Source organism: Bacillus sp. WP8, assembly GCF_000800825.1.
In the GTDB taxonomy this organism is placed as follows: Bacteria; Bacillota; Bacilli; order Bacillales; family Bacillaceae; genus Bacillus; species Bacillus safensis.
In genome coordinates this window covers 967,156-992,646 of the sequence record NZ_CP010075.1, presented here as the reverse complement: position 1 = coordinate 992,646, position 25,491 = coordinate 967,156, and the positions used below count along the sequence as shown (strand labels likewise).

The 25,491-nt window shown below is 38.9% G+C and carries 26 protein-coding genes; 14 read left to right on the top strand and 12 right to left on the bottom strand.

Annotated elements, in window-relative coordinates:
* Positions 1-108: 108 nt before the first annotated feature.
* Both QR42_RS04835 and QR42_RS04830 read right to left on the bottom strand, forming a co-directional pair.
* Complete coding sequence (locus tag QR42_RS04835; RefSeq protein ID WP_024425750.1) at positions 109-465, bottom strand: YlbF/YmcA family competence regulator; 357 nt, start codon at positions 463-465, stop codon at positions 109-111.
* 121 nt (positions 466-586) lie between these two features.
* Complete coding sequence (locus QR42_RS04830) at positions 587-1,720, bottom strand: DUF445 domain-containing protein (protein ID WP_039177542.1); 1,134 nt, start codon at positions 1,718-1,720, stop codon at positions 587-589.
* 214 nt (positions 1,721-1,934) lie between these two features.
* On the opposite strand from QR42_RS04830, the gene QR42_RS04825 reads away from it, so the two are divergent.
* The 7 genes from QR42_RS04825 (at position 1,935) to QR42_RS04795 (ending at position 8,215) form a co-directional block, all read left to right on the top strand.
* Positions 1,935-3,047, top strand: coding sequence for a YheC/YheD family protein (locus QR42_RS04825; protein WP_039177539.1), 1,113 nt, complete (start codon positions 1,935-1,937; stop codon positions 3,045-3,047).
* Complete coding sequence (locus QR42_RS04820; RefSeq protein WP_039177536.1) at positions 3,004-4,362, top strand: YheC/YheD family endospore coat-associated protein; 1,359 nt, start codon at positions 3,004-3,006, stop codon at positions 4,360-4,362. Before QR42_RS04825 ends, QR42_RS04820 begins: the two co-directional genes overlap by 44 nt.
* Before the next feature lie 152 nt (positions 4,363-4,514).
* A complete protein-coding gene (locus tag QR42_RS04815; protein ID WP_003211787.1) occupies positions 4,515-4,724 on the top strand; it encodes a YheE family protein in 210 nt (69 codons plus the stop codon).
* A 20-nt stretch (positions 4,725-4,744) separates the two neighbouring features.
* A complete protein-coding gene (locus QR42_RS04810) occupies positions 4,745-5,620 on the top strand; it encodes a helix-turn-helix domain-containing protein (RefSeq protein ID WP_039177533.1) in 876 nt (291 codons plus the stop codon).
* Between the two features lie 142 nt (positions 5,621-5,762).
* Positions 5,763-6,869 (top strand): ABC transporter ATP-binding protein, encoded by a 1,107-nt coding sequence (locus QR42_RS04805; protein WP_039177530.1) that lies wholly within the window; start codon positions 5,763-5,765, stop codon positions 6,867-6,869.
* 239 nt (positions 6,870-7,108) lie between these two features.
* Positions 7,109-7,312, top strand: a complete 204-nt coding sequence (locus QR42_RS04800) for an alpha/beta-type small acid-soluble spore protein (protein WP_039177528.1) — start codon at positions 7,109-7,111, stop codon at positions 7,310-7,312.
* A gap of 285 nt (positions 7,313-7,597) precedes the next feature.
* Positions 7,598-8,215: an NAD(P)-dependent oxidoreductase gene (locus QR42_RS04795; RefSeq protein ID WP_039177527.1), complete on the top strand. Its 618-nt coding sequence runs from the start codon at positions 7,598-7,600 to the stop codon at positions 8,213-8,215.
* Between the two features lie 91 nt (positions 8,216-8,306).
* Here QR42_RS04795 and QR42_RS04790 read toward each other — a convergent pair whose 3' ends face one another.
* The 3 genes from QR42_RS04790 to QR42_RS04780 form a co-directional block, all read right to left on the bottom strand.
* The gene (locus QR42_RS04790) at positions 8,307-8,951 is read right to left on the bottom strand and encodes a hypothetical protein (protein WP_039177525.1); all 645 of its coding nucleotides are present in this window, start codon (positions 8,949-8,951) and stop codon (positions 8,307-8,309) included.
* A gap of 257 nt (positions 8,952-9,208) precedes the next feature.
* The gene (locus QR42_RS04785; protein ID WP_039177523.1) at positions 9,209-11,224 is read right to left on the bottom strand and encodes an ABC transporter ATP-binding protein; all 2,016 of its coding nucleotides are present in this window, start codon (positions 11,222-11,224) and stop codon (positions 9,209-9,211) included.
* Positions 11,221-12,978, bottom strand: a complete 1,758-nt coding sequence (locus QR42_RS04780; protein ID WP_039177521.1) for a multidrug ABC transporter ATP-binding protein BmrC — start codon at positions 12,976-12,978, stop codon at positions 11,221-11,223. Before QR42_RS04780 ends, QR42_RS04785 begins: the two co-directional genes overlap by 4 nt.
* Positions 12,979-13,538: 560 nt before the next feature.
* Between QR42_RS04780 and QR42_RS04775 the strand changes: the two genes are divergently transcribed.
* A complete protein-coding gene (locus QR42_RS04775; protein ID WP_039177520.1) occupies positions 13,539-14,045 on the top strand; it encodes a universal stress protein in 507 nt (168 codons plus the stop codon).
* A gap of 45 nt (positions 14,046-14,090) precedes the next feature.
* On the opposite strand, the gene dat is transcribed toward QR42_RS04775, so the two are convergent.
* On the bottom strand, positions 14,091-14,948 hold the full coding sequence (dat, locus tag QR42_RS04770) for a D-amino-acid transaminase (protein ID WP_039177518.1): 858 nt from the start codon (positions 14,946-14,948) through the stop codon (positions 14,091-14,093).
* Positions 14,949-15,244: 296 nt separating this feature from the next.
* Between dat and QR42_RS04765 the strand changes: the two genes are divergently transcribed.
* Entirely contained in the window at positions 15,245-16,099 is an 855-nt protein-coding gene (locus QR42_RS04765; RefSeq protein ID WP_039177516.1) for a polysaccharide deacetylase family protein, read from the top strand.
* 395 nt (positions 16,100-16,494) lie between these two features.
* Here the strand turns inward: QR42_RS04765 and QR42_RS04760 are convergent, their stop codons facing one another.
* Positions 16,495-17,085, bottom strand: a complete 591-nt coding sequence (locus tag QR42_RS04760; RefSeq protein WP_039177513.1) for a TetR/AcrR family transcriptional regulator — start codon at positions 17,083-17,085, stop codon at positions 16,495-16,497.
* A 191-nt stretch (positions 17,086-17,276) separates the two neighbouring features.
* On the opposite strand from QR42_RS04760, the gene QR42_RS04755 reads away from it, so the two are divergent.
* Entirely contained in the window at positions 17,277-18,458 is a 1,182-nt protein-coding gene (locus QR42_RS04755) for an FAD-dependent oxidoreductase (RefSeq protein ID WP_039177511.1), read from the top strand.
* Positions 18,459-18,719: 261 nt separating this feature from the next.
* On the opposite strand, the gene QR42_RS04750 is transcribed toward QR42_RS04755, so the two are convergent.
* On the bottom strand, positions 18,720-20,168 hold the full coding sequence (locus QR42_RS04750) for a DHA2 family efflux MFS transporter permease subunit (protein WP_039177509.1): 1,449 nt from the start codon (positions 20,166-20,168) through the stop codon (positions 18,720-18,722).
* Positions 20,169-20,376: 208 nt separating this feature from the next.
* Here QR42_RS04750 and QR42_RS18710 point away from each other — a divergent pair, with 208 nt between their 5' ends.
* Positions 20,377-20,988 carry a TetR/AcrR family transcriptional regulator gene (locus tag QR42_RS18710; RefSeq protein WP_052196516.1) on the top strand — a complete coding sequence of 204 codons (612 nt, stop codon included), beginning with the start codon at positions 20,377-20,379 and terminating at the stop codon, positions 20,986-20,988.
* 207 nt (positions 20,989-21,195) lie between these two features.
* On the opposite strand, the gene QR42_RS04740 is transcribed toward QR42_RS18710, so the two are convergent.
* From QR42_RS04740 to QR42_RS19220, 3 genes are all read right to left on the bottom strand, one after another.
* The gene (locus tag QR42_RS04740; RefSeq protein ID WP_039183039.1) at positions 21,196-21,927 is read right to left on the bottom strand and encodes an NAD-dependent protein deacylase; all 732 of its coding nucleotides are present in this window, start codon (positions 21,925-21,927) and stop codon (positions 21,196-21,198) included.
* Positions 21,928-21,956: 29 nt separating this feature from the next.
* Entirely contained in the window at positions 21,957-23,045 is a 1,089-nt protein-coding gene (locus QR42_RS04735) for a mechanosensitive ion channel family protein (RefSeq protein ID WP_039177507.1), read from the bottom strand.
* Between the two features lie 164 nt (positions 23,046-23,209).
* Entirely contained in the window at positions 23,210-23,311 is a 102-nt protein-coding gene (locus QR42_RS19220) for a YhdX family protein (RefSeq protein WP_017360338.1), read from the bottom strand.
* A gap of 305 nt (positions 23,312-23,616) precedes the next feature.
* Between QR42_RS19220 and QR42_RS04730 the strand changes: the two genes are divergently transcribed.
* From QR42_RS04730 to crcB (QR42_RS04720), 3 genes are read left to right on the top strand one after another with little or no spacing between them, the layout of a single operon-like run.
* A complete protein-coding gene (locus QR42_RS04730) occupies positions 23,617-24,333 on the top strand; it encodes a glycerophosphodiester phosphodiesterase (RefSeq protein ID WP_039177505.1) in 717 nt (238 codons plus the stop codon).
* Between the two features lie 5 nt (positions 24,334-24,338).
* Complete coding sequence (crcB, locus tag QR42_RS04725; RefSeq protein WP_039177502.1) at positions 24,339-24,734, top strand: fluoride efflux transporter CrcB; 396 nt, start codon at positions 24,339-24,341, stop codon at positions 24,732-24,734.
* Positions 24,735-25,100 carry a fluoride efflux transporter CrcB gene (gene crcB / locus QR42_RS04720; protein ID WP_039177499.1) on the top strand — a complete coding sequence of 122 codons (366 nt, stop codon included), beginning with the start codon at positions 24,735-24,737 and terminating at the stop codon, positions 25,098-25,100.
* Here crcB (QR42_RS04720) and QR42_RS04715 read toward each other — a convergent pair.
* Positions 25,097-25,489, bottom strand: coding sequence for a hypothetical protein (locus tag QR42_RS04715; RefSeq protein WP_034282242.1), 393 nt, complete (start codon positions 25,487-25,489; stop codon positions 25,097-25,099). The genes crcB (QR42_RS04720) and QR42_RS04715 overlap by 4 nt on opposite strands.
* Between the last annotated feature and the right edge of the window lie 2 nt (positions 25,490-25,491).

Sequence of the window (25,491 nt, the reverse complement as noted above, 5' to 3'; positions counted from 1 at the left end):
TCAATATAAGTATTATCGCAGAATTTATGTGCTTCGACAACCTTTTTTTAAAAGATATTGAGGAGAAAAGATAAAACAAAATACGGGCGAATGACATCGCCCTTTCCATTAGTTTTCTTCTGGATTCCCATAAAGCTCTTCAAGTGGCTTCATGATAATTTTATTTAATTCACCGATAAGAACACTCACACGTTGTTCCGCTTCCATCAACTGAGAGATTTTGTCGTGCTGCTGAACAAGCGCAACTGTTTTTTGAGCTTGCTCCACTTCTTCTTGTGTGATCTCTTGACCAGTCATTTGTTTTTGTTGAAGGTTTACTTGAATGTCACGGAAGTTCTCAAACATTCTTTTAGAGGACTCATCCGCGTTTACCTCATCATAAAGATTTCTTAAAGTTGAATATTCTTCGCTATGACGCAATGCTTTTTCAAGGTCATATGCAACATCGTAAAGATTTACAGACATGTTATGTCTCCTTTCTATCCGTTATCACCGATATGATCGGCGGACACCACTCCACTATAACAAACTATGGCTTTCGTTTCACATATATACAATGAATTCATTAAAATTTCTCTAGCTTGTCTTAGAATAGAGCCACAAAAACAGCCTGGATAGCACCAATCATCCCGCCTAAAAGACCGCCTAGAAATGTAATCATTTTCAGCTCCTTATTGGAGATGCTGACTACTAGCTCTTCCATTTTTTCAAGCGGGAAAAGTTCAATTTGTTCACGAATGATATCTTCAAATTGCAGCTTAGCAAGCAGACCCTCTAAAGCATTTGAAGCCGCTCCGATCCCCTTATCAATCAACACTGGCGCAAAGTGTGTTTTAAGATCATCCGCGACAGCACTGACGTATATCCCAACAGGTTTGTCTAATATCAGCTTTGTAGAGAAATGAGAAAGCAATTGATTTTTCACACTAAAAATAAGTTCCTTCACATTCCATTTTTCATCAAGCTCATGAAGAGAAAATTGCTTCACCTTGTCCCATTCTTGAACAAGCAAATCGGATAAAAATCTTTTTGTTTCTGCGTTTCTTAAAAACTTGATGATTTCGGGATGTACACGATCAATTAAGCTTGAATTCCCTAGAAACATTTGGACCATACTGCCAAGCATTCCCCGTTCTTTTAAGAAATCATCAATCATATTGCCAAGCCTTGCTTTGCCTTCATCACTTTCAAAATAATGAATGCCTCTCTTTAAAATATAATCTGCTGCATTTGGAATTTTCGATGATATTTTGTTTTCCACTTCTACAGGGAGCAATTCAGATAAAGTTTGCTGGTTATAAGTTTCAAGCAGTGACTTGAGCTTCTGATCAGACCACTGATGGAGCCATTTATCTGCTTTGACATCAGCCTCTGTAACGCCGAATCTTTCTAGCAAGGAGAATACGGTTATCTCCATATTTGCGCCTTTGTCAATATATCGATGGACTGTACGCAGGATCTCTTGCTTTGCCTCGGATGATTCAAATCGCTTTTGAATACCTTCTGGCGTGAGCAAATGCTCCATAACCATGACACCAACCTGCTTGGCTACTTCGTCTCTTCTTTTAGGGATAAGCCCTGGTGTAAATGGAAGCTGTTTTCCGAATAAGTAATATGGCTTATAAGGCCGAAAAAGCATTTTAATTGCAAGATGGTTTGTCGCTGCTCCTATGACTGCGCCGATAACAATCATAAAGATAAACGTTGTGAATATATTCAAAGTCGTCATCTACCTTTCAAACAACACCCGATGTTTATTGTTTTGATCTATACGTATTATAGTTGTTGTCAAGTTTCCAAGCAAATGAAGTATGCAGCGAGACATATGATCAAGCGATCTGTCGTAATGATAAAGGAGCGCAAGCTTTAAGTAAAATCATAAAAAAACGTTTTTGTGATGGTAAAAAAAGAAGTTGAAAAGAAGGTGTTTTTTAATGACAACATTAGGTATTGTAACCCTTTCTCCGCAGTATGAAGAGGCATTTACACGTCAGCTCGCCAAAGCTGCCTCTTCTTATCATTTAAAGGTTGTTCGTTTTACACCACTTGATTTAAAGCCGGCTTCAAATTTGATACAAGGTCAAACATATATGAATGACCAAGGGTTTGCCGACGCACAGTTTCCGATTCCCGATTTGATTTACGATCGATGTCTTTACCGGCATGACGCACAATCTAAAAAAGCAAAACCCATCATGGAATGGCTAAAAAAGTATCCAAAAACAGATTTTTTGAATACCGGCATTTCAAATAAAATGGTGCTATTTGAACAGCTCCGCCTCCTCTCTGCTTTACAGCCATATTTACCTGGCTGCTCTTTATTAAAAGAGCCCTCAGATCTGATCAATATGGTAAGGGAGTGCGGGGCTGGCGGTTATTATAGAATGCAGCCTCTCTCCCAGCAGCATGCAGCATCTACTTACTTCATTTCCTTTGATGGCAAGTCAACATTCACCGTTCAGCTAAGTTCCAATCAAACCATTACATTTTCTCGGGCGTCAGAGATGGAGCGCTGGTGCAAAAAATATGCAGGCCGGTATTTCCTTCAATTTTTCAACACGAGTGATCAAAAAGAACCTTTATTTAATGAAATCAGGATTTTTCTTATGAAAGATTCACAAAATCAATGGAAACGCATGGGGATTCACACAAAATCACCTGCAGAAAATAGTCTTTTAAGTTATACACAAAAATCGGATCCTGTGATAGGCTTTGAACACTATCTACATACATTGCAGCCACACATCAAGGAGCTCCTTTTAGATGATATTGCATCCATTCAGGCATCAATTCCAGCTTATATAGATAAAACGTACTCTCCTTGCTTTGAATTCGCAGTAGACTTACTTCATACAAGTGAAGGCAGGCTGTTCATATCAAATGTCAGATCAAAGCCAGGACGGTCCGCTTTTTTAAAAGTTTACCCTGAAAAGGAACATCAATTGATTCGTACCATTCTTGAACATGCGCAATCGATGATGTCTCAACCGAAGGAGGTTTCTTATGAACAAAAATCGCTGCATCATCGCCCCACACCTCACAAGTGAAAAAACAGTTCATCTTCCAGACCATTATAAACAGAAAGAGGCCATCTATTCTCTTGCTCTAGGGTCTCGTTTAGTTGATGGCTTCAACATTTCCTATCATCAGCATCCAAAGAAAATATTATTATCTGAAGATCTATACAGAGATTTACTGATTCCTTACCAATCAAAAGCTGATGTGATCATCATTGACCATACACTTTTTATAGGGCCGTTGATGGGCATTTTCACTGCAGGTTTTGAGCAAAGCACGCAGCCATTAGGAACAAGATCACAATTCTTTATCAAACTGCTGAATTCTTTCAGACAGCATGCTGGTTTTGCCTATCTTTTTGGGTCACATTCTATTGATTGGGAAAAAGGAATTGTAGAAGGATTGTTGTACCAGCAAGGTTCATGGGTTAAAAAACAGCTTCCCCTGCCGTCAGTTATTTATGACCGTCTTCCAAATAGAAAAGCTGCTCAGTCAGCACTCATTCAAGAAACGAAGCGAAAACTCACCCAAGACTATAATATCCCTTGGTTCAACCCTTACTTTTTTAATAAATGGGAGATTCATGAACAGCTATTAACAGATGAAAAAACATGGTCCTTTCTCCCACATTCTGTACAATTAGATCCCATGGACGCTCTAAGTAAAATTGAAACACTTCTCCACCTGCATCAAGTTATATACTTAAAACCGACGAATGGAAGTCATGGAGACGGTATTTATCGGTTAAAAAAGGAAAATCACGGAATCACTGTATGCTCAAATTTTGGAAGGGCTATTCCATATGATTCAATAGATCAGTTTGTTCAAAGGCTGCGAAAAGATCATGCAATTCATGATTTTATTGCACAACAAGGCATTGAGCTTCTTCAAATAGACAATCAGCAGATGGATTTCAGAGTTCATACGAATAAAAATAAAGACGGTGATTGGACAGTCACAGCAGCAGCAGCAAAAATTTCTGGAGATCACACCATCACAACTCACCAGTTACACGGCGGAACGGTGAAAACACTTTATGCTGTCTTTCCAGAAGAAAAGAAACGTTTGCAGATTTTACATCAGCTTTCTCATACTGCCATCACGCTTAGCCAAGTAATAGATAAAAAAATGACCGGGCATATTGGTGAAATCGGTTTTGACTTAGGCATTGATCAAACAGGCGCCATTTGGATGTTTGAGGCCAATTCTCGCCCTGGCCGAGAGATTTTCCAGCATGTCTCTTTGAAAAAATCAGAATGGCTGATCGGGAAAAGAATCATGGATTTCGCATCTTACCTTTCAGAAACGGCACTCACCACTTCAGATCACGCGAACGTCTACTGACTACATTTTTGCCACATGTCGTGCTCTTAAATTTATGCTTTTTCTATGCTCTTTTCATGAGATGAGATACAATAAAATCAAGTTCAAGGTTGTTTCCGTGTTGTCGTGTTTGTTTATTGTTTCATCAATAAAAGCAAGGAGGCAATGATGATATGATTTCTCATTTTCAATGGAAACCTCTTTTTAAAAAAGCACAATTGCCAGGCTGGAAAATATCCTTTTTCCACAATGGTGCGCATTATGAAGGCATCTACCACAAAACAGGTGACATTGAATGGGGCTCTCAGCTTCCGCCCCATGAAGTTGAACCAACCTTAAAAGAAGAAATCCACGAATTAATGCTATTCCATGTCTATGATTAAACTGTTTAAGGAGCCCCGCCATGTTAGAAAAATTAAAACTTGTTTACGGAGACCATATCATCAGTACACCTACTCATGACAAACAAATTCTTTGGTATCAAACAGACGAAGGCGAAATATTTGGAGTAGACAAATCGGAGATTACAGCAAGAGAAACACTACTTCTCAACTCTTTTCTTACACCGATTGATCTATTTCAAAAAGCGCATACCGAGGGTGAACAAAGATGGTTCAGCTATCTTTTTGAAAACAAACCACTAACTGTCCAACATCCCGTCCGTGTTTATTATTTTCAAATGATCCATCAAGAGGAACAAAGACAGCAAATAAAAGAGGCTGTGAATAACAGCCTCGAACATACTCATTTCATATGGACAGGCCCTGAAACAGCTATGCTGATTCAACCAAATGCTACATCAGAAAATAGTCAATTAGATCAATTAAATGATTTGTCTCTGGCCATTACAAGTGATTTTTTAACAGACTCAGTCTTTATACAAGGGCAGCTGCATTTGCCAAATGACCATTTACAGATGAGATTATTAAATGAACAACAGCTCTTTGTATGCCACATGCAGCGAGAAAAGCTTAGATCAGGGGTTGCCACATTTTATCAATGCCTACCATCGTTCATTTGTTATGATGCATCTGTCCTCTCTCATGCTATATCAGATGCTTTTAAAGAAGCGATTGTTGACCGAGATGTTTACCGCACTCTCATGACCTATATGCAATGTAATTTAAACGCATCCAAAGCAGCAAAAGCATTATATGTTCACAGAAACAGTCTTCAATATCGAATTGATAAATTTATTGAGCGCACTGGGCTAGATATACGACATTTTTCAGAAGCATCGGCTGCTTATTTAATGATGACTCTACTCGATCTTTCATAAAAAACGAAGGTATGAGCATCCTGCCCAAAAATGAAAATAGGATGTTGTGCACGTTGTCCATTTACAGACTCTTCCCCATTTTATACACTTTATTCAACAATAAAGCGCTTTCAAAAAGAGAAACTGGGGAGGCTGACATCAAATGGCTGAAATAATGCTGAATCAAATTTATAAAGTGTACGATAACAAGGTAACAGCAGTAGACAACTTTAATCTACATATAGAAGATAAAGAATTTATTGTGTTTGTTGGTCCATCAGGCTGCGGAAAATCAACAACCCTTCGCATGATTGCAGGTCTAGAAGAAATTTCACAAGGAGACTTTCTGTTAGATGGAAAACGGATGAATGATGTAGCACCGAAAGACCGGGATATCGCAATGGTTTTCCAAAACTATGCATTATACCCTCATATGAATGTGTACGATAATATGGCTTTTGGGTTAAAACTTCGGAAGTTTCCGAAAGCAGAGATTGATGAGCGGGTTCGAAATGCCGCTAAAATATTGGGGCTTGAGCAATATTTAGACAGAAAACCAAAAGCACTGTCTGGCGGTCAAAGACAACGTGTTGCCCTTGGCAGAGCGATTGTACGTGATGCAAAGGTTTTCCTTTTGGATGAGCCGCTTTCTAATTTAGATGCAAAACTCCGTGTTCAGATGCGTGCTGAAATTTCTAAACTTCATCAGCGTCTGCAAACGACATTTATCTATGTGACACATGATCAGACTGAAGCCATGACAATGGCAACCCGCCTTGTTGTGATGAAAGATGGTTTTATTCAGCAGGTCGGAGCACCGAAAGATGTATATGAAAACCCAGAGAATGTGTTTGTAGGTGGATTTATCGGCTCACCTGCAATGAACTTTTTTACAGGAAAGCTCTCTGACGGCGCCATCGCGGTTGGAAAAACTCACATTCGTGTACCAGAGGGAAAAATGAAAGTATTACGCAGCCAAGGCTATATTGGAAAGGATATCATACTAGGCATCAGACCAGAAGATTTTCACGATGAACCAGTATTTATAGAGGCGTCTGAAGGCACAAAAATTAATGCTAACGTAGAGGTAGCTGAATTAATGGGAGCAGAAACGATGCTTTACTCTTCTATCGATGATCAATCGTTTATTGCACGTGTTGATTCTCGTACCGATGTACAGGCGGGACAGTCTATCCCTCTTGCGATTAATATGAACAAAGCCCATTTCTTTGATTCAGATACAGAATTGCGCATACGCTCAGCTGAATAAAAAGATATATAAGCAGCTCCATCACTCATTATTGGGTGATGGTTTTTTGTATGTTGACACAACAACATTTACCATGTTCTTTTCTCGTATGTTTTTTTCGGAAATAACCATAATACTTAGTACAAAGCAGTTACTGCATTGGGTTTCGCCAAGTGGCAAATGACTTGATCATTTCGCTGGTGCGATTCCAGCAAACCCAACCAAAAAAATAAATCATATACAAAAAGGAGAATCACATCATGGCAAATTCTAATAGTTCAAACCAATTACTAGTTCCTGGAGCAGAGCAAGCAATCGATCAAATGAAATACGAAATTGCTTCTGAATTTGGTGTAAACCTTGGAGCAGAAACTACAGCTCGTGCTAACGGTTCAGTTGGTGGAGAAATCACAAAACGTCTTGTGTCTTACGCTCAACAAAACCTTGGCGGAACAAAAGCTTAATTTCATACCTGGATCATAGAAGGCACCTCTTATGGTGTCTTCTTTTTTTGTTTTTATCCCTCACCAAACTCCTTTCAGCTCATATCATGTAGTAGAAAGGAGCGGATCTTCATGGACATTATTTCTGGTATGAATTTTGAACTTTTACAATTTGTAGGGATCTCTCTATTATGTGAATATGGTCATAGTATTCGGTCCTTTCACCTTTATAAAAAAAGCATCACATAAAAGTTGTACCATTTTGGGTTCTTTTCACTTATAGTATGTAGTGGAGGGATCGAACAGATGAAAATAGCTCTTTTCGGTGCTCATGGACGTGTAGGACAAGCATTTCTTCGTTTCGTTCAAGTAGATGATCGTTACATGGTTCGTTCATTGATTCGGACAAACCGAGAAGAAATGCTTGCGGGTATGTTTCAAGTCACCGGCAATTCAAGAAATCGAGAAGATGTGCTTGAGACAATGAAAGGAGCAGATATTGTTGTGAGCTGTCTATCAACAGATGGTGATGATACATTATCTGTTTCAATGGAGCATATCGTACAAGCCATGAAGCAAACAAATACATCTAGAATTATTACAATTGGTACAGCAGGTATTTTAAAAGCAAGGCAGCAGCCGGAGCTTTACCGTTTTGAAACAAATGAATCAAAGCGGACTACTTCCCGAGCAGCTAAAGAGCATGCGAAAGCGTTTGAAATCCTTCAATCAACTGATCTAGATTGGACCATTATTTGTCCAACCTATTTACCAGATGGAGAAGTGACACGGTCATATCGCTATGAGAAAGATTTTCTCCCTATAGATGGAAAGAAAATTTCAGTTGAAGATACCGCACACTTTTTATATCAGCAGTTAAATTCGAAGGAATTTGTGCATCAACGCGTCGGCATCGCTTATTGATGGACGAGCCCATCTTGGAAAATTTATATTTATTAAAAAGTCGAGGTGTCACCTCGACTTTTTTGATCATTCAAATAATTCTGATTATAAATCAGAGAGCGACCCAACCAGATTTTGAATGAACTCGTTTGATTACACCTTTTCCGGTAACAAATCTAATTCTTTTCCCTTTTACTTTGTATTCAATAAAAGGAAGTTGAACATCAATTAAATCATACTTTTTATTTTTGTGTAAGAATTCTTTTAATTCACCCATCTCAAAATAACCATTTTTCACTAGCTTATCTAGTTCTGCTTGCGCACTAGGAGCTATTGTAGCAAGTAAACCCGTCACTCCAGTAACTACACCAGTAGGTGTATTAGCAATAAATAATAACCCAAGTATTGTTGAACTTGCGCCTAATGCATCTTTTAAGTTACTATAATCTTTTTTTTGAAATGCTTTTTTATAAACATTACGTTGAGCAGCTTCCATATTTAAAGCTTGATTAAAATTCACAGTAACCCTAGCAGCATATTCTGATGAATCAATATTACCTAGAGCATGAACTTCTCCAGTCTGTTTGGCGGTCTTAAATGAATGAATTTCCGATGATAAATTAGTTTTTTCTTCTACTAATTTCCCCTTCTGTTCAGTTGCCGATGCAGATAATGTAATTCCACTGAATCCAGAAATAATTAAAGTTACTACCACAATTAAGATGACATTTCTAAAAAATACTTCATTTCTCTCCATTCTCTAACCTCCTCTTTTTATGACGATACAAGTAATATAATATCACAAAAGAGAGAAAACAATATATACCTATCTTAAAAATCCTATAAAACATGGATAAAAATACATTAATAAACCATATTTACGATACTTTACGATTATATTTATATTAAATTTAAAGTTAGAACGATATATTCCACTGATAATAGTAATGTTACTTAAATTTCATTTTTAAAGCCTCTTTCAATTGAAAGAGGCTTTCTCTATTTATAATTTCATCAACTGTTTGCAACAGCGCCTTTTTGCAGTTCATACATTTGCGCATACAGCCCTTCTTGCTGCATGAGTTGTTCATGACTGCCACGCTCGACGATTTCACCTTTTTCTAACACCAAGATCATATCGGCTTTCTTAATCGTGGATAATCGGTGAGCAATCACAAAAGTCGTTCGTCCTTCTTTGACTACATCAAGCGCCCGCTGAATGATCGCTTCTGTTTCTGTATCAATGTTGGCGGTGGCTTCATCTAAAATTAAAATCGCTGGATCGTACGCTAATGCGCGCGCAAATGAAATCAACTGACGTTCCCCTGAGGAAAGGGTGCTTCCCTTTTCAACGACTGGTTCATCAAAGCCTTGCGGCAGATGCTTCAATAACTCTGCTGCGCCTACTTGCTTTAATGAGGATTCAATGGTTTCTCTTTTGATGTCTTCATTTCCTAAGCTGACATTGGAGGCAATCGTTCCCGAAAATAAATACGGATCTTGCAGCACAATGCCCATTTGTTTACGCAGCGTTTGACGCGACTGATCATAAATGCTTTCGCCATCTATGAGAATGTCTCCTTGCTGAATGTCATAAAAACGCAGCAGCAAGTTCATGATCGAGCTTTTCCCAGAACCAGTATGCCCCACAAGTGCAACCGTTTGACCTTTCTTAGCTTCAAACGTAATGTTCTTTAAGACATTTTTCCCTTCATTATAAGCAAAGGTGACATCTTTGAACTGAACGTGTCCCTCCAGCTTCTTCTGAACAGGTTCTTCCACCTCTGTACCGGGTTCATCTAATAATCGGAACACCCTTTCCGATGAAACCCTTGCTAATTCCAACCTAGAGAATTGATTCACAATACCTGTGATCGGCTGAAACAATCGATTTAAATAATCGACAAACGCATAGAGCACACCAATGGACACAATGCCTGTCGCACTTAATGACGCACCGCCAAAATACCAAATGAGCGCCACATATGCTAAATTTCGCAGTAGGTTAACCAAGTTATGTGAAAGAAGTGAATTTAAATGCAGCATCTTTCGCTGATACCGAAAGTGATTGTTGTTCAGCTCATCAAATTCCTCTTTCGTCGCTTTTTCATGACGAAACGCTTGAATAATGGTCATCCCTTGAATGGCTTCATTTAACTTGGCATTGATTTCACTGATGATCGAACGAATTCGGTGATTGTACACGGATGCAAACTTTCTGTAAGTCATCGACCATAGGAAAATAATCGGTACTGCAACCAAACAAATGAGTGCCAGCTTCACATTTAATAAAAACATGGCAATGTAAATCCCAATCATGTAAATGGCACTCGTCACAAAATTAGCAAGGACTGTGACATATAGGTCACGAATGGTTTCCGTGTCATTGGTGATTCTCGCGACAACCTTTCCAGCCGGTAAATTATCAAAATATCGGATCGGCAGCGTTTGGATGTGCTCAAAGACGTCTACCCTCATTTTTTGAATAATTCGATTTGCAATCCTCTGGAGCAAGTAATGCTGCCCATACTGAAAGAAAATCGCAACGATGAGCAGCCCTAGATAAAATAGAACAAGCTGCACCAAACCACTGATTTCTGGCTGATAAAAAGCAAAAATCTCTTCTTTTGATAAGCGCTGTACCTCATAGGTCTCACGCTCTTTCCCATTATCAATGGTGAGCTGATCTCCCGATATCTTTCTGTTTCCATCAAAACGAATCGGCTCATTCACAAAATAGTAGCCGAATCCGACTTGCACCACATTGATTTGCTTTCCAGAATCCAGTCCATTGTTTAATCGATCGCTTCGTATATAGTTATTTCCCTGGTAATAAACGGTTTTATCTGTCTTTTCATTGACCTCGACATACGGTTTTTCTACACCTAAAATATGATCATCAATCATTTTCTTCCCAATAAACGGTCCTGTCAGCTCAGCACCAACTGCAATCATTAGAAAGATTAAGGCAACAGACAGTACTTTCTTATATAGGAGTGCGTAGGCAAGGAGTCTTCTTCCTGTTGTCATGCCTCATCCCCTCCTTCCAGCTGATTTGTCAGCTGCTGACGCAAAAATTGTTCTTTGTACCACCCATCCTGCTGGATGAGCTCGTTGTGAGTGCCTTTTTGGACAATGCGTCCTTCTTCCATGACAAGAATGAGATCCGCATGTTCAACAGCTGATAGGCGATGAGTCGTAATAAACGTCGTTTTGCCATGACGGTTTTGTCTTAGATTTTCTAGGATAGCGGTTTCTGTTTTTGCATCTACCGCAGACAATGAATCATCCAAAATTAAAATGTCTGGATCAATTAATAAAGCACGTGCAATGGATATTCGCTGTTTTTGTCCGCCTGACAGCGCAACACCTTTTTCCCCAACCATGGTCTCCAAACCTTCTGGCAGAAGGCGTAGATCCTTTTCAAAGTAAGCATCTTTGATTGCTTGTGCTAACTCATCTTGTTTCGCGTCCCGATGACCAAAGCGCATATTCTGTTCGACACTTTTTGAGAAAAGAATATGATCCTGAGGTACGTATCCGATCCATTGAAATAACTGATCTAATTCAATGTCTTGGATTGGAACACCTGATAGCAATATTTGCCCATCACCTGCCGGGTACTGGCGCAGAAGCTGTTTGACAATGGTCGTTTTGCCGCTTCCCGTTTTGCCTGTAATCCCAATCGTCTGCCCTTTTCGAACGGTAAAGGACACATCAATGAGATTATCTTTAGGTGAAGTTGGATACCTGAATGTCACGTGATCAAACTCAATATCTCCAGGCTCTTGTAACGTTTTCGGCTGAGCAGCGTTTGTTACGTCCGGCTTGTAGCTGAGTGTATGATTCAACCGGTCTAACGACGCATTTCCTCGTTGCATAATATTAATCAATTCGCCGATCGCAAACATTGGCCAGATCATCATGCCAAGATAGACGTTAAATGCAACAAGCTCCCCAATGGTTAAATCACTTTGGAATACGAGATAGGCTCCGTAGCCGATTCCGATTAAGTAGCTGATCCCCACAAGTAATTTCACTGTCGGTTCAAACAAGGAATCAATGATCGCCACTCGCATGTTTTTTTGGAATACATCATCTGTCATTTCGCGAAAGCGTTCGACATCTTGTTTCTCCTGTACAAAAGACCGAATGACTCGAACGCCTGCCACTGATTCAAGAACACGATCGTTCATATCACCAAATGCATCCTGAGCGACAGTAAAGCGCTCATGGATTTTGCTGCCATAAAACGCAATTAAGAGCGCCATCAGCGGCATAGGGATAATCGCCATTAAGGTTAATTTCCAGCTAATTGTCAGACCCATTGTAAAGAAGATCATCAGCATATAAGCAGTGGAATCAACCAAGGTCAGAACGCCAAAGCCTGTCGTTAAGGCAACAGCATTCAAATCGTTTGTTCCTAATGCCATTAAGTTACCGGTTTTTTTCTTTTCATAAAAGGTCGGTGTCATCTTCAGCAAGTGGCGCATCAGTTTCCCGCGCATCACACGCTCCATGACATTTGCGCCCCCAAATAACTGATACATCCAAAAATATGTAAGTGTATAGACGACGACACCGAGTAAGCAAAAAATGGTCACATAAAACAAAATACTGGATGTTGTAAATTGACCAGAACGAATGTCATCCACTGCCTGGCCAAGGTATCTTGGCGGCAGCATTTCAAGCACATTCACAATGAGCAAAAGCGTAATAGCGATTGTATAACGCCTCCACTCTTGTTTAAAGAACCAGCCTAATTTCGCAAATACTGAAAACATGTTTGTCTCTCCTTTTCAAGCTAGCCGCTTTCTAAATTTTCCTGCAAGTCACCTTGTTTCGTTTTTTGGGCTTTTATCATTTGTCTTGATTTTGGCATGTTCACATGCTTTCACTCCTCTTCATTTACTTGTTGTTTTCCATCCCTTTATTTCGGAATGCGAAATGAATACAACAAAAAAAGAGGCCACCGGCTAGCTAGCTGGTACGCCTCTTTTCGTCATGTAAAAAGGCGCATGTTGACAAATACGCAACATACGCCTTGATTCATCCGATCAATTGGAACATACGAGTTCCTTTTCAATGACCAATGAAGGTGTAATTGTCACGTGAATCAACCCATTCATGCAGTTTGATTTCATTCTTCCAATGTTGCACATGACATTTCCTCCTTTTGGCTCTTGAATCTTTTTTTATCTTATAGTGGCTGTCACCATTTTGTCAATAAATATTTTTCAATAAATGAAATTTTCTAACAAAAATCAATCTCTCTTATGTGTATCTTTTTCTATTAACGGGTATACCATGAGTGTAAAGACTCCTTTTGAAAGGAATGAGGACATTGTTTCAAGCTGATCGGATGGTCGTTGCATTTGATGGACATGAAGACAGTAAGAAAGCATTAAAAAAGGCAATCGCTTTAGCCAAAACCTTGCATGCCAAGCTGACCGTTGCCTATGCCCATGATGGCAAAACAGGCAGACAGGTGTTTGATGCACCGCGCCCAATGACTGGCGGAGCTTATATCGGCGGCGGTATGGCAGATCTTCAAACACCCCCTGTGTATGTGCCTCATGATGAACAGCAAAGTCCCTTGATTTTTGAAGACCATACAGAAGAGGTCGTCGCAGAAGCACGAATGCTTTTAAATGAGGAGCAGTTTGAGGCTGCCATTGAAATCGTGGAGGGAGAACCAGCAGAAGCGATTATCGAATATGCTGAGGAAATATCAGCAGACCTCATCGTCATGGGAGCACGTGACCAAAGCAGATTGAAAAAAATGCTATTTGGCAGTGTGAGTGAAAAGTTATCAGCAAAATCAGATATACCTGTGCTTATTGTGAAATAAATGCATCACAAAAGGCTGTAAACGAATGTTTACAGCCTTTTTTATTTATGAAGAGATCGATGCTTCACTTTCATGTTTAATTTTTTGCTGGAAGCCTTCCTGTACGCGCTTTGTCAGCTCGCCTGGAACGCCTTTCCCTACTGGCTCGCCATCTATTTCAACAATCGGAATGACTTCAGCCGTCGTCGAGCTGATGAAAATTTCCTGCGCGCGCAGCAGTTCTTCTTTACTTATACGAGTCTCTTCAACACTATACCCTTCTTCCTCACATACTTCTAACAGCTTTCTACGGGTAATGCCGTTTAAAATGAGATTGTTTGCAGGGTGAGTGCGAATCACGCCATCAATCACGGCATATACATTCGAGGAGGTTCCCTCGGTCACAAAGCCGTCTCTTATCAGGATTGCTTCAAACGCACCAGCTTCAGATGCTTTCTGCTTTTCCATGATGTTATATAAAAGGTTTAAGCTTTTGATATCACATCTTAACCAGCGAAGATCCTCAGATAATATGGCCTTTGCACCAGCTTTCTGCTCTTGAACAGGCTTTTTCACCTGGAACGTATATGCCGTGATTTGAGGAATAAGAGTATTACTATATTGATGTTTACGAGGGGCGACACCCCGCGTGACTTGAATATATACACCGCCATCTGTTAATTGATTGTGAGCGACGAGCTGTTTTAACTTTTCTTCCATATCAGATACTGTACCTTGCAGATGAATACCAATTTCCTTTGCACTCTTGAACAGACGCTCTGTATGCTCCTTTAACGTAAACAAAGTACCATCGTATACACGGATGACTTCATAGACTCCGTCCCCAAATTGATAGCCTCTGTCCTCAATATCAACATGTGCATCCTTTTTTTCAACGAAATCTCCATTGTACAATACTTTCATATGGAATCTCCCCTTCGCTTTGCAATAATGGTTGAATCTGATGCTATCTTAGCGGATAAATGAGTACGTTTCAATGATTATTCAGAATTATTTCACATCATATAAAATGGATAACTTTCTATTGTAACAAATATAGATTCATAACCAAAAAGATTCCAATTTTTTAGCATCTTCTATATTCATAGGCTCTTTTTTCCTGTATACTGACACCATATAAACATGACAAAAAACAGCGAAAAAAGACAGAATCTACTACATGATTCGACACAAATTTTTGATTTATTGGAGCGATTGTAATGCAACGGGTTAAAAAAAAACAGACACCTTCAAACACAATGCTGCTCTCAAAGGCGATTGGTTTTGTCATTCTGACACTGATCCTCTTTTTTATTTGGGATATGTCCAAAACCAATATGCAGGCAGCAGATCAGCCGGCGAAATTGTCTGCGAGCAGTCAATTTAGGGACACAAGCACTAGTATGAAAGCAAAAGATGCTTCTAGGAAAACATTAGATGCACATTTTAAGATCGATTCTAATAAACATGTAACGGATCAAACAATCTTTTTAACCTTTGATGATGGTCCATCAGCGACTTCAAATCAGCTGTTAGATGTGCTAAAAGCGCAAAAAGTGAAGGCTACATTCTTTATGCTCGGGCCGCAGATTAAAGAACACCCGGCAGCTGTGAAAAGACTCCATCAAGAAGGACATCAATTAGGGCTTCATGGTATTACCCATGATGTGAAACGCTTTTATCAAAAAAGTGATTCTCCTGTTAACGAGATGAAGGAAGATCAGCGCATTTTGGCTTCTGTCACAGGTGAGTATACCCATCTTGTAAGAACACCTTATGGCAGCACCCCCAATTTAACCGATCAGCAAAAAGCACGTTTAAAACAAAAAGGCTTTGTCTACTGGGACTGGACCATTGACAGTCTGGACTGGAAATATAAAAGCTCAAAATATGTACCAGAGGTATTAAATCAGCTACAAGTGCTGGAAACAAAATATCCAAAAGAACCAAAAATCATCTTAATGCATGATCAGCCGGCAACAGCAAAATACTTAAGCAGCTTAATCACGCAGCTAAAGGCGAAGGGCTATACATTTGAAGTCCTTGATGAAACAATGAAGCCGCTGCAGCAATAAGTGGTTTTCCCATGATCAATGTGACCAATAAAACCAATGTTAACAGGTGGTTTAGTAAGTCTAGTTACTTTTTCTGTCACTGTGTTAACCTTCTAAATTGAATTGATGAAACAAGAAGATCAAAAGAAAAGCCTCCTATTTTCAAAGGGGGCTTTTTTGCTGCATGAATTATCACGCAGGTTGATGCAATACGGCATCTGTGGTGTCCGTCCAAGAGTCGATTTAATCTGTTAGTTGTTTTCGCTATCATACCTTGCTTCACTACTAATTGTAGGGAAAATAAACCACATCTTTAAGGTTGATCATCTGTCTTCTTAAAAAAATAAAAAGAAAGTTTATATATAAATCTACAAATCTGTTTAAATTCATAACGTATTCCCTTAACCCCTTCCTATTTAATCCTTAATAGTCATTCCTATCTTATACAATTGAAGAAGTTGCTGAGCCATAAAAGCAGGTGAATCTTTAAACTGATTTTCTCTCCAATAATGAATAACTCCTAGTTGGGCTGATGTCATATAGCTTAAGTAAATATCTTGAGAAACAGATGAATCAATGTCATCTGCTTTAACAACCTCCAAACCTTTTCGAGTATGTTTTCTAATAATCCCTTCTAACTTCTTAGCAAATACAGAAGGACCATATTCTCCGAGCATGATGTTATAAAATTTACTATGGGTATAGATGTTTTCAAACATTCGTTCAAAGATATTTTGAAGCATTGTTAAGCTAAATTCTGTTGTTTTCTCTCCCGAAGGCTTATTTGCAATGGCTTTTTCCAAGTCATCTAATATTTCTTTGATGCTCCGTTCTTGTAAGTGCTGTTTATCTTTATAATGAGCATAAAATGTAGCGCGGTTTATATCTGCTCTTTCTGTAATATCAATAACAGATATAGCGTGCATATTCTTTTCTTCTAGTAAAGAAAGGTATGCAGAAATAATGGCTCTTCTCGTTTTCAAAACACGTCGATCTAACTTTTTCATTTCTCATTGAACTCCTACTTTTGAATTATTTTAAAAATTTAAACGACAATAATTGTAAAAAATGTTGTTTAAACCACATTTTATGGAAAATTAATGGTTGTTGGATAGCAACTTAATTAGATAATATAAACTAACACTTTGAATTTTAACATACAAAGTGTTGTTTTAATATTATTTAGGAGGAATATGTAATGTCAGATTTACACGTATTAATTGCAGGCGGCGGTATTGGAGGGTTGTGTCTAGGGCAGCACTTAAAGAAAGCAGGCATTAGCTTTTCCATATATGAGCGCGAAGATGAAGTATCTAAAAATGGATATCGCTTGCATATGAATATGGATGGTGGCGAATCGCTTCGTGCTGCTCTTCCGGAAAATTTGTATGAGTTGTATGTACAGACGTCAAGAAAAAATCCACGTCGTGAAATGGCTGTATTAATAGATGAACAAATGAATGAAATAGGTGTTCGTCCACATATTGGAGCTCCAAACGATGAAAAATTTCCCCATACAGCTGTAAATCGAAAAACATTATGCCAAATTTTACTGAGTGGCATTGAAAAACATGTTCATTTCAACTCAGTTGTTACAGGATTTGAACAGGATAAACAAGGAGTAACATTATTTTTAGCTGACGGTACGGTTGCCAAAGGGGACATATTAGTAGCAGCAGATGGCATCAATTCAGCTGTTCGCTATCAGCTTATGCCTCACGTCCAACCAATAGATACAAATGCTAGAGCAATTTATTCTAAATCTCCTCTTACCAAAGAGATCAGACAGACATTACCAGACATCTTATTTGATGGTTTCATCATGGCGGCAGATTCAAATGACACAATTATGGCAATTGGACCGTTTGAGCCAAGACGTACAGTAGACGAAGCTGCTAAGGAACTAGCACCTAAATCTACTATTGAGTCTGTTGATGATTATGTCATGATTACACTGGGAATTCCACAATACTTAAGTGCATCAGACAGAGAATCTCCTCTGAAACTTCATCAGATGATGGTTGATTTAACAAAAGATTGGCATCCTATTTTACGAGGTCTCGTTGAACGCATTGACCCTCATACTGTAGCAGCGCTTTCCGTTCGTGCAATAGAACCAATAGATCCTTGGGAGACTAGTCGTGTTACATTGATTGGTGATGCCATCCATGCTATGCCACCAAGCTTCGGAGCTGGTGCAAATTTAGCTTTGCGAGATGCTCGTATTTTAGCAGAGCAAATTGTAACTGTTCATAAACAGAAAGCTGATGTATATAAAGCGATTTCTCAATATGAAAAAGCTATGAGAGCTTATGACTACCCAATTTTCGAGATGTCAGCAAACCAAAATGAAGCTCGAAAATTTAATAAAACACACTAGTAGTTTAGATAAATCCTGTACTTTATTGTTTCTAAAATTTCACTATAATAAAGGATATCTAGGGTTATACTATAGCGTTTACTATTAGACAAGCAGTTTCTTCTATCGTAATCTCAGATACGAATGAAATAATAAATGAATAATTAATTGAACTACTGAAAATTCTTAAATGGCAAATACATTAGAATGAATGTACACACCAAAAAGAAAAACTCCCTATCTTACATAAGGAGTTTTTCTTTTTGGTTCTTGTATTTTTATTTAATTAATGTCTACACGTTTTATAAAGAATGCATAGATTAATGCGAGAACTACAATAAATAATACAAATATAAAGCCGTTCTGAATTCCTGCCGTGATGGCTTCAGGGATGTGTATTGGATTTGTAGGGTCTTTGGTAGCTGCTAAGTATGCTTGCTGCCCCGAAGACATAATACTTACTGAAACGGCTGTTCCAATCGCACCAGCTATTTGTTGAAGGGTATTCATGATAGCTGTTCCACTAGGATAATATTTCTTAGGCAGCTGATTCAATCCGTTTGTTTGAGCTGGCATCATAATCAAGGCAATCCCAATCATCAAGGAGATATGAAGTAGAACCATCACTGTTAACGTAGTTGTTGTCGTAACATTGGATAAAAACCATACTACAATAATAGTTATTAAAAACCCAGGAATGACAAGCCATTTGGGGCCAAAGCGATCAAATAATTTACCAATAACAGGAGACATCAAGCCGTTGATGATTCCACCTGGAAGTAGAGTAAGACCGGCCACAAATGCGGAAAGCGTCAAACCTGCTTGTAAGTACATTGGTAAAAGTAACATCGACGACATAATAAGCATAAAACAAACGAATACAAGTACAACACCTAGGGTAAACATTGGATATTGGAAAGCACGTAAATTTATCATAGGCTGTTCCATTTTTAGTTGGCGCCAGCAGAATAAGATTAATGCGATCACTCCAATAATTAGCAATCCTATTACTTTTGGGCTTCCCCATCCTTCTGGTCCTTCTCCAGCACTACTAAATCCAAATACCGTACTACCAAAACCGATTGTTGATAATACAATGGATAAAATATCAATCTTCGGTTTTGTTAATTCGGAAACGTTCTCCATATAAAAAATACCTGCTAGTAATCCTATAATTAAAAAGGGTAAACAAATCCAAAAAATCCAGTGCCAGGTTAAATCTTCGAGAATTAATCCGGAAAACGTAGGGCCAACAGCTGGCGCGAACATAATCACTAGCCCAATCATCCCCATTGCCCCACCACGTTTTTTTGGAGGAATAATAATCAAAATCGTATTAAACATTAAAGGTAATATTAATGCAGTACCTATCGCTTGGAAAATACGAGCCACCATTAGCACTTCAAAACTAGGAGCCATTGCAGCAATAACGGTGCCAATAATAGAAAAAACTAAAGAAGTAATAAATAATTGTCTTGTGGTAAACCATTGTTGTAAAAGTCCTGAAACAGGAACCAAAATACCTAATGTTAATAGATATCCAGTTGTTAACCATTGAATCGTAGTCGCATTAGTATGGAAAACATCAATTAATGTATTTAATGCAATATTTAAAGCTGTTTCACTAAAAAGTCCAATAAAAGCACTGATTAAAAATGCAGCAAAAATTGGAATAACTTTATACTCTTTACCTGTAACTTCAGGCGCCGAGACATTTGTGTTTGTACTCAAATAAAATCTCCCTTTCTTCTTCCCTCTCATCTTTCATTAGTGTGTATAAATGAAAAAATAGAGAAGTCTCCTATAATCATTTTCGAAACTCATAAGTTCCGAAAATGATTATAACACAAATACGGTACTTAATGGTACCGTATTTACTAAAAAACTTTTTTGTGTTCAAATAGTTGTAGTGCATAATAAAGAAAAAGGAGTTTTCAGAATGGATAGAGAATGTATGAAAGCCAAAGAGCGAGGCCGGCCGATAGATCCGGATAAGAATGATCTCATATTGGAAACGACACTGAACATATTAACTGACATTGGCTTCTTAAATTTGACCATGGATAAAATAGCGAAAGAAGCTAAAGTAAGTAAAGCTGCTATTTATCGAAGATGGAGTTCAAAAGAAGAACTTGTCTTGGAGGCAGTAAAACGAATTGATCCCTTTAAAAACGGTTCTATTTCTTTGCCGATAGAAGGGGCTGAATTACCCCTTAGAGAACAATTAGTTAATTTGCTATGCCATAGCTTTGTAAGGGGTAATAAACGACATGAGTATTTTACGACGATCCTTTTTGCAGCCCTCCCTCATGCAAGCATAAAGAATAAGGATTTATATAGAGAATTTATTTTGAACTTACAAAAAGCAATTGAAACGATCGTGCAACCTTTTTTAGGCACTGAGACATTAGAGGAAAAGGGAAGCATATTAGTTGATACGATTCTTGGATTATTTTCACATCGTATCATATTAATTGATCAACCAATAAGTAAGAGTTACATTGAGAAAATTGTTGATAAGATTATATTACCTTCAATAGCAGTTAGATAAGTAAGGTATGATAGCTACTAATCATTTTAGAAAACAACTAGCAGAATAATCGACTCGTGGACGCATGACCAAAGAAACCGCATTGCATCAACCTATCAATTCATGCAGTAAAAAGCCCCCTACGAAAATAGGGAGCTTTTCTTTTTGTCGTGTATTCAATATGAAAAGTCAAAAATCGGCACCTGTTGGATGCGGGTTTTTCATGATTTATAAAGCTTTCACGAGATCGCCAATTCGCTCATGAAAGACAAGATCAAAAAGCGGATCGAATTCTGTTTCACTTAAATTCATCATCACCATGAAGATGGAAGGATCATGGGCTGCGTCTTCTGGAATATATCTTGCTGGCGCTACTTCTAGGGAAGTCCCCATGACGAGGAGCATGTCCGTTTTCTGAAGTGATGTCTCCACTTGGTCTAAATGTTTGACCATATCTCCAAAAAGAACAACATCTGTTTTTAGCACACGTCCGCACGTACTGCCATCAGAGGAAACCTTTTGACAGACCGGCACCTCTTCTTTTAACAAATAAGGCAAATCATATACCGCCTGGCATGTTGGACAAGTAGCCGTTTGAATGGAACCATGGAGTTCATATACGTGCTGGCTTCCCGCCTTTTTATGAAGACCATCAATATTTTGGGTAAAAATATCCACATGCTTCCCTTGTTGCTCAAGGCTGGCTAAAAAGATGTGCCCGCTATTTGGCTCGTATTCCCCGCTCATTTTCATCTGAAACAATTCCTTAAATTTCGGCCAAAATTGATGAGGATTTGATAAAAAGTAGGACCGGCTCATCGCCTCCATGCGAGAAGTATCTTCCGTCCACAATCCACCCGTTGATCTAAAATCAGGAATACCCGATTCTGTACTCATACCTGCACCTGAGAGTACTGTGATATGTGAAGCCTGCGATATTCTCTCTCTTAGCGCTTCCACCTTTTTTTGATCCACGTACCATTCCTCCTTTATTCACCCAGCTGTTTCTCGCCTTTTTGTTTCATATAAATGGTCTGTCCAGGGAAAGCAAATTCTACACCTTCTTCGTGGAAAATATCTATGATGCGATAGTTAATGTCCTGCTTAATATCAAGGTTTTCAGACCAAGCTGTCGTATTTGTGTAAAAGTTGAAAAACAAGTTCAAATAGCTGTCTGCCAATACATCGAGATTCACCATAATCGTCTCCTTATGCACACCATCATGCTCGTGAAGCATCTGTTTGAGACGCTTAATACACTGATCAATGTTTTCCTTTGGTGTATTGTAGGAAACGCGAACAGAAAACGTAATCTGACGTTTATTCATTCTCGTCCAGTTTGTGATCGGCTCCTTAGAAAGCGTAGAATTCGGAACGGTCACAACGGCTTCAGCAGGTGTTCGAAACTTTGTGCTTCGAAATGTAATATCTTCAACAGTCCCAAGAACACTTGGTGTCTCCACAAAGTCGCCCATCGTAAAAGGCTTCTCTGTAATGATGACAATCCCTCCAAAAAAGTTAGCCACTGTATCCTGCGCAGCCAGCGCAAAGGCTAGACCACCTAAACCAAGACCTGCCACAAGTCCATTGACATCATAATTAAATTCTTGTGCAATGATACTAATACTTAGTGCGATAATAATGAAACGAAGTACCTTTGATAAAAACGGTGCTAAAATATCATCCATTTCTAATTCAAATTTCGAATTGACCTTTTGAAATAAGAAGGAAGATGCTGCGGTTAAATTACAAAGTCCCCACGTCAGCATCAAAATAATGGAGGATCTATACAATTTAATGATGACATCCATATGATGCTCAAAGTATGGCGCCTGTCTTAACGCAAAATATAAACCAAGTGCCACGAAAAACAGCCTGGCTGGTTTTTCAAATGCCACAACAATTTGGTTAATGACCTCCGTCTTCGACCGATTTGTCAGCCTAAACAGAAGTTGAAATAAATACTTCGTAAATACTTTCCGAAGCAATAAAAACAGCAATAAAATACAAAGGCTGATTCCAATTTGGATCGCAATATCTACTGTAAAATATGTATCCATCCATTTTTGTGTAAACATGTCTGTCTCTCTCCTTTAAAACAATCCTCTCTAGTTTATAATATAACCTTCGTTCATGTCCTCTCTTAAATGTCTGACCTCTACATAAAAAGCCTCGGGAATAATCCCGAGGCATGATGTTCAAATATGAAATTTTGGCTAGAGACATATCGACGGGCAGCAAACTACTTTTTCTTCTGAGCCTGATCAAGGAGAGTCGCTTTAAACATTTCAGCATCCGTTTCGGCCTTAATACGTTCTTCCACTCTAATTCTCCCTTTACCCAATCATCTCGCCTCCTTTTCATCATTATAAAACATCAGAATTTTCAGTCAACATGACGAAAGCACTAATATTTTGACGAACGCTGACGATTTGGACAAAATTGATCGAAGAAAAAATGATGTAGTTCAGATTTACTCAATAAGAGCTTGGGATATTCCTGCAACTTTTCACCTTTTATACACGATGCTTTCTCACCACAAGCCATGTTCCATTACATACAGCTCTCCCTCGTTCCATATAGTAAAGAAGGAAAAACAGCAAAAATTTGATATGATAAGACCAGAACTTATGTCAGGAGCTGGAGCATGTGTATATTATCGCACATAGAGGGTCATCAAGCGCTGCCCCAGAAAATACAATCGCCGCATTTGATTTAGCTGTTCAGCAGGGTGCGGATTATATTGAGTTAGACGTCCAGCTGACAATGGATCAGCACGTAGCCGTTATCCATGATGATACCGTTGATCGAACGAGTAACGGAAGCGGATTAGTGAAAAGTTATACACTTGATCGGCTGAAGAAACTGGATGCAGGAAGCTGGTTTGATTCTCAGTACGCCAACGAACGAATTCCCACCTTACAGGAAATCCTTCAAAGGTACAGTCAGCGTGTCGGGATACTGATTGAGATCAAGCATCCAAAACGGCAGATTGGGATTGAAAAAGCAGTTGTCGACATCATCAACCGGTTTGCCTATTCCCGTCACATCATGGTTCAATCTTTTGATGCCAATGCCCTTCAAAGAGTCAAAGCTTACGCCCCTTCTCTTCGAACGGCTTTTATTATAAAACCCTCTGCCTTCAAACTGACGAAAAGGAAATTAGCGGAGTACAGCTCCTTTGCGGATTGCCTTAATATGAAGAAAACGCTGATCAACAGATGGTGGATTGATCGCATCCACTCATTTGGAATGGATGTCTTTGTATGGACAGTGAATGACCAAAAAACAGCCGACAGGATCAAAACATATCCCATTGATGGAGTGGTGACGGATCACCCGCCATTTTTTCTAAAGGAGAAATGATGTAAATGAAAGCATATCTCGCCGTATTTATCGGTGGACTGGTTGGTACCCTTTGTAGATATGAACTTAGCCAGTCCGTTGTCAGCCACACATTCCCCTATGCAACGCTGATTGAAAACATTATAGGCAGTCTGCTTCTTGGCTTTTCAACAGGGTATTTTATGTTTCGGAAGGGAAAAAAATATCTTGCTGCTTTAATCGGAACAGGATTTTGTGGTGGTTTTACGACAATGTCCACTTTTTCTAAAGAAACAGTTCTTTTATTACAGGATGGACTGTTCACATCAAGTGTCATGTACATTCTACTCTCAGTGATTGCTGGAGTGGGCGCTGCCTTATGTGGACTGATCACCGCTCAGCACCTCTTTCAACAAAATGAGCAGCCGAAAGGAAGCAGATAAATGATTGTATTGTATACAGCTGTTGCTGGCGGGATAGGCAGTGCCCTTCGTTTTTTCCTCAGTCAATCGATTCAGAAAACCAAGTTTCATACTCGTTTTCCGTTTAGTATTATTCTCATCAACTTACTCGGCGCTGCCGGTTTAGGTTTACTGACAGGTGCAGTGACTAACAATGATCCGCTGCTTATGATCATTGGGACTGGTTTTTTCGGTGGTTTTACAACATTCTCTACATTTAGTGTAGAGGCTGCGTCCATGCTGCATGAGCGGCAAATTGGACAGCTTGCTGTCTACTTATTGGTCACCATCATCGGGTCTTTATGTCTGTTTGCTGCGTTTTATCAAATAGGACAGCATCTTTTTTAAATATTGGTGATGGCGGCTAAGCTGATGAGCAACTGATCCATGAGCTGGCGCTTCATCAAAAAGAGTGTTTTTTCACTATAGCCGATTTCCATTGCACATTTTGCCATCCGCCAATCTCGAAAATATTTATAATCGATGAGCTGCTGCTCTATTTCATCCAACTCTTTTAATGCCGTTTCAATACAAGCAACGATGAGTTCATACTGACTTTTTTGCTCTTCTAACTTTTTCCGTGTCATGTGGTCGAGATGATGCGGGCTTCTTTTTTCAAGCTGCCTTTCGATATTTAAGATCGCTGCTTGATAATTTTTGAAATTCTTTAAATGAAACTCAATTCGTTTCATTGAGGTTTTTTTCTCCGTGATACTTGCTGTTTCGTACCAAAGCATGT

What these genes read in the sequence shown, in the direction of transcription:
- crcB (WP_039177499.1), top strand. Translation starts at nt 24,735, where the DNA reads ATGATTGTATTGTATACAGCTGTTGCTGGCGGGATAGGCAGTGCCCTT.
- QR42_RS04735 (WP_039177507.1), bottom strand. Translation starts at nt 23,045, where the DNA reads ATGTTTACACAAAAATGGATGGATACATATTTTACAGTAGATATTGCG.
- QR42_RS18710 (WP_052196516.1), top strand. Translation starts at nt 20,377, where the DNA reads ATGGATAGAGAATGTATGAAAGCCAAAGAGCGAGGCCGGCCGATAGAT.
- QR42_RS04805 (WP_039177530.1), top strand. Translation starts at nt 5,763, where the DNA reads ATGGCTGAAATAATGCTGAATCAAATTTATAAAGTGTACGATAACAAG.
- QR42_RS04760 (WP_039177513.1), bottom strand. Translation starts at nt 17,085, where the DNA reads ATGAAAAAGTTAGATCGACGTGTTTTGAAAACGAGAAGAGCCATTATT.
- QR42_RS04765 (WP_039177516.1), top strand. Translation starts at nt 15,245, where the DNA reads ATGCAACGGGTTAAAAAAAAACAGACACCTTCAAACACAATGCTGCTC.
- QR42_RS04755 (WP_039177511.1), top strand. Translation starts at nt 17,277, where the DNA reads ATGTCAGATTTACACGTATTAATTGCAGGCGGCGGTATTGGAGGGTTG.
- QR42_RS04715 (WP_034282242.1), bottom strand. Translation starts at nt 25,489, where the DNA reads ATGCTTTGGTACGAAACAGCAAGTATCACGGAGAAAAAAACCTCAATG.
- QR42_RS04815 (WP_003211787.1), top strand. Translation starts at nt 4,515, where the DNA reads ATGATTTCTCATTTTCAATGGAAACCTCTTTTTAAAAAAGCACAATTG.
- QR42_RS04795 (WP_039177527.1), top strand. Translation starts at nt 7,598, where the DNA reads ATGAAAATAGCTCTTTTCGGTGCTCATGGACGTGTAGGACAAGCATTT.
- crcB (WP_039177502.1), top strand. Translation starts at nt 24,339, where the DNA reads ATGAAAGCATATCTCGCCGTATTTATCGGTGGACTGGTTGGTACCCTT.
- QR42_RS04800 (WP_039177528.1), top strand. Translation starts at nt 7,109, where the DNA reads ATGGCAAATTCTAATAGTTCAAACCAATTACTAGTTCCTGGAGCAGAG.
- QR42_RS04825 (WP_039177539.1), top strand. Translation starts at nt 1,935, where the DNA reads ATGACAACATTAGGTATTGTAACCCTTTCTCCGCAGTATGAAGAGGCA.
- QR42_RS04785 (WP_039177523.1), bottom strand. Translation starts at nt 11,224, where the DNA reads ATGACAACAGGAAGAAGACTCCTTGCCTACGCACTCCTATATAAGAAA.
- QR42_RS04835 (WP_024425750.1), bottom strand. Translation starts at nt 465, where the DNA reads ATGTCTGTAAATCTTTACGATGTTGCATATGACCTTGAAAAAGCATTG.
- QR42_RS04790 (WP_039177525.1), bottom strand. Translation starts at nt 8,951, where the DNA reads ATGGAGAGAAATGAAGTATTTTTTAGAAATGTCATCTTAATTGTGGTA.
- QR42_RS04780 (WP_039177521.1), bottom strand. Translation starts at nt 12,978, where the DNA reads ATGTTTTCAGTATTTGCGAAATTAGGCTGGTTCTTTAAACAAGAGTGG.
- QR42_RS04810 (WP_039177533.1), top strand. Translation starts at nt 4,745, where the DNA reads ATGTTAGAAAAATTAAAACTTGTTTACGGAGACCATATCATCAGTACA.
- dat (WP_039177518.1), bottom strand. Translation starts at nt 14,948, where the DNA reads ATGAAAGTATTGTACAATGGAGATTTCGTTGAAAAAAAGGATGCACAT.
- QR42_RS04820 (WP_039177536.1), top strand. Translation starts at nt 3,004, where the DNA reads ATGAACAAAAATCGCTGCATCATCGCCCCACACCTCACAAGTGAAAAA.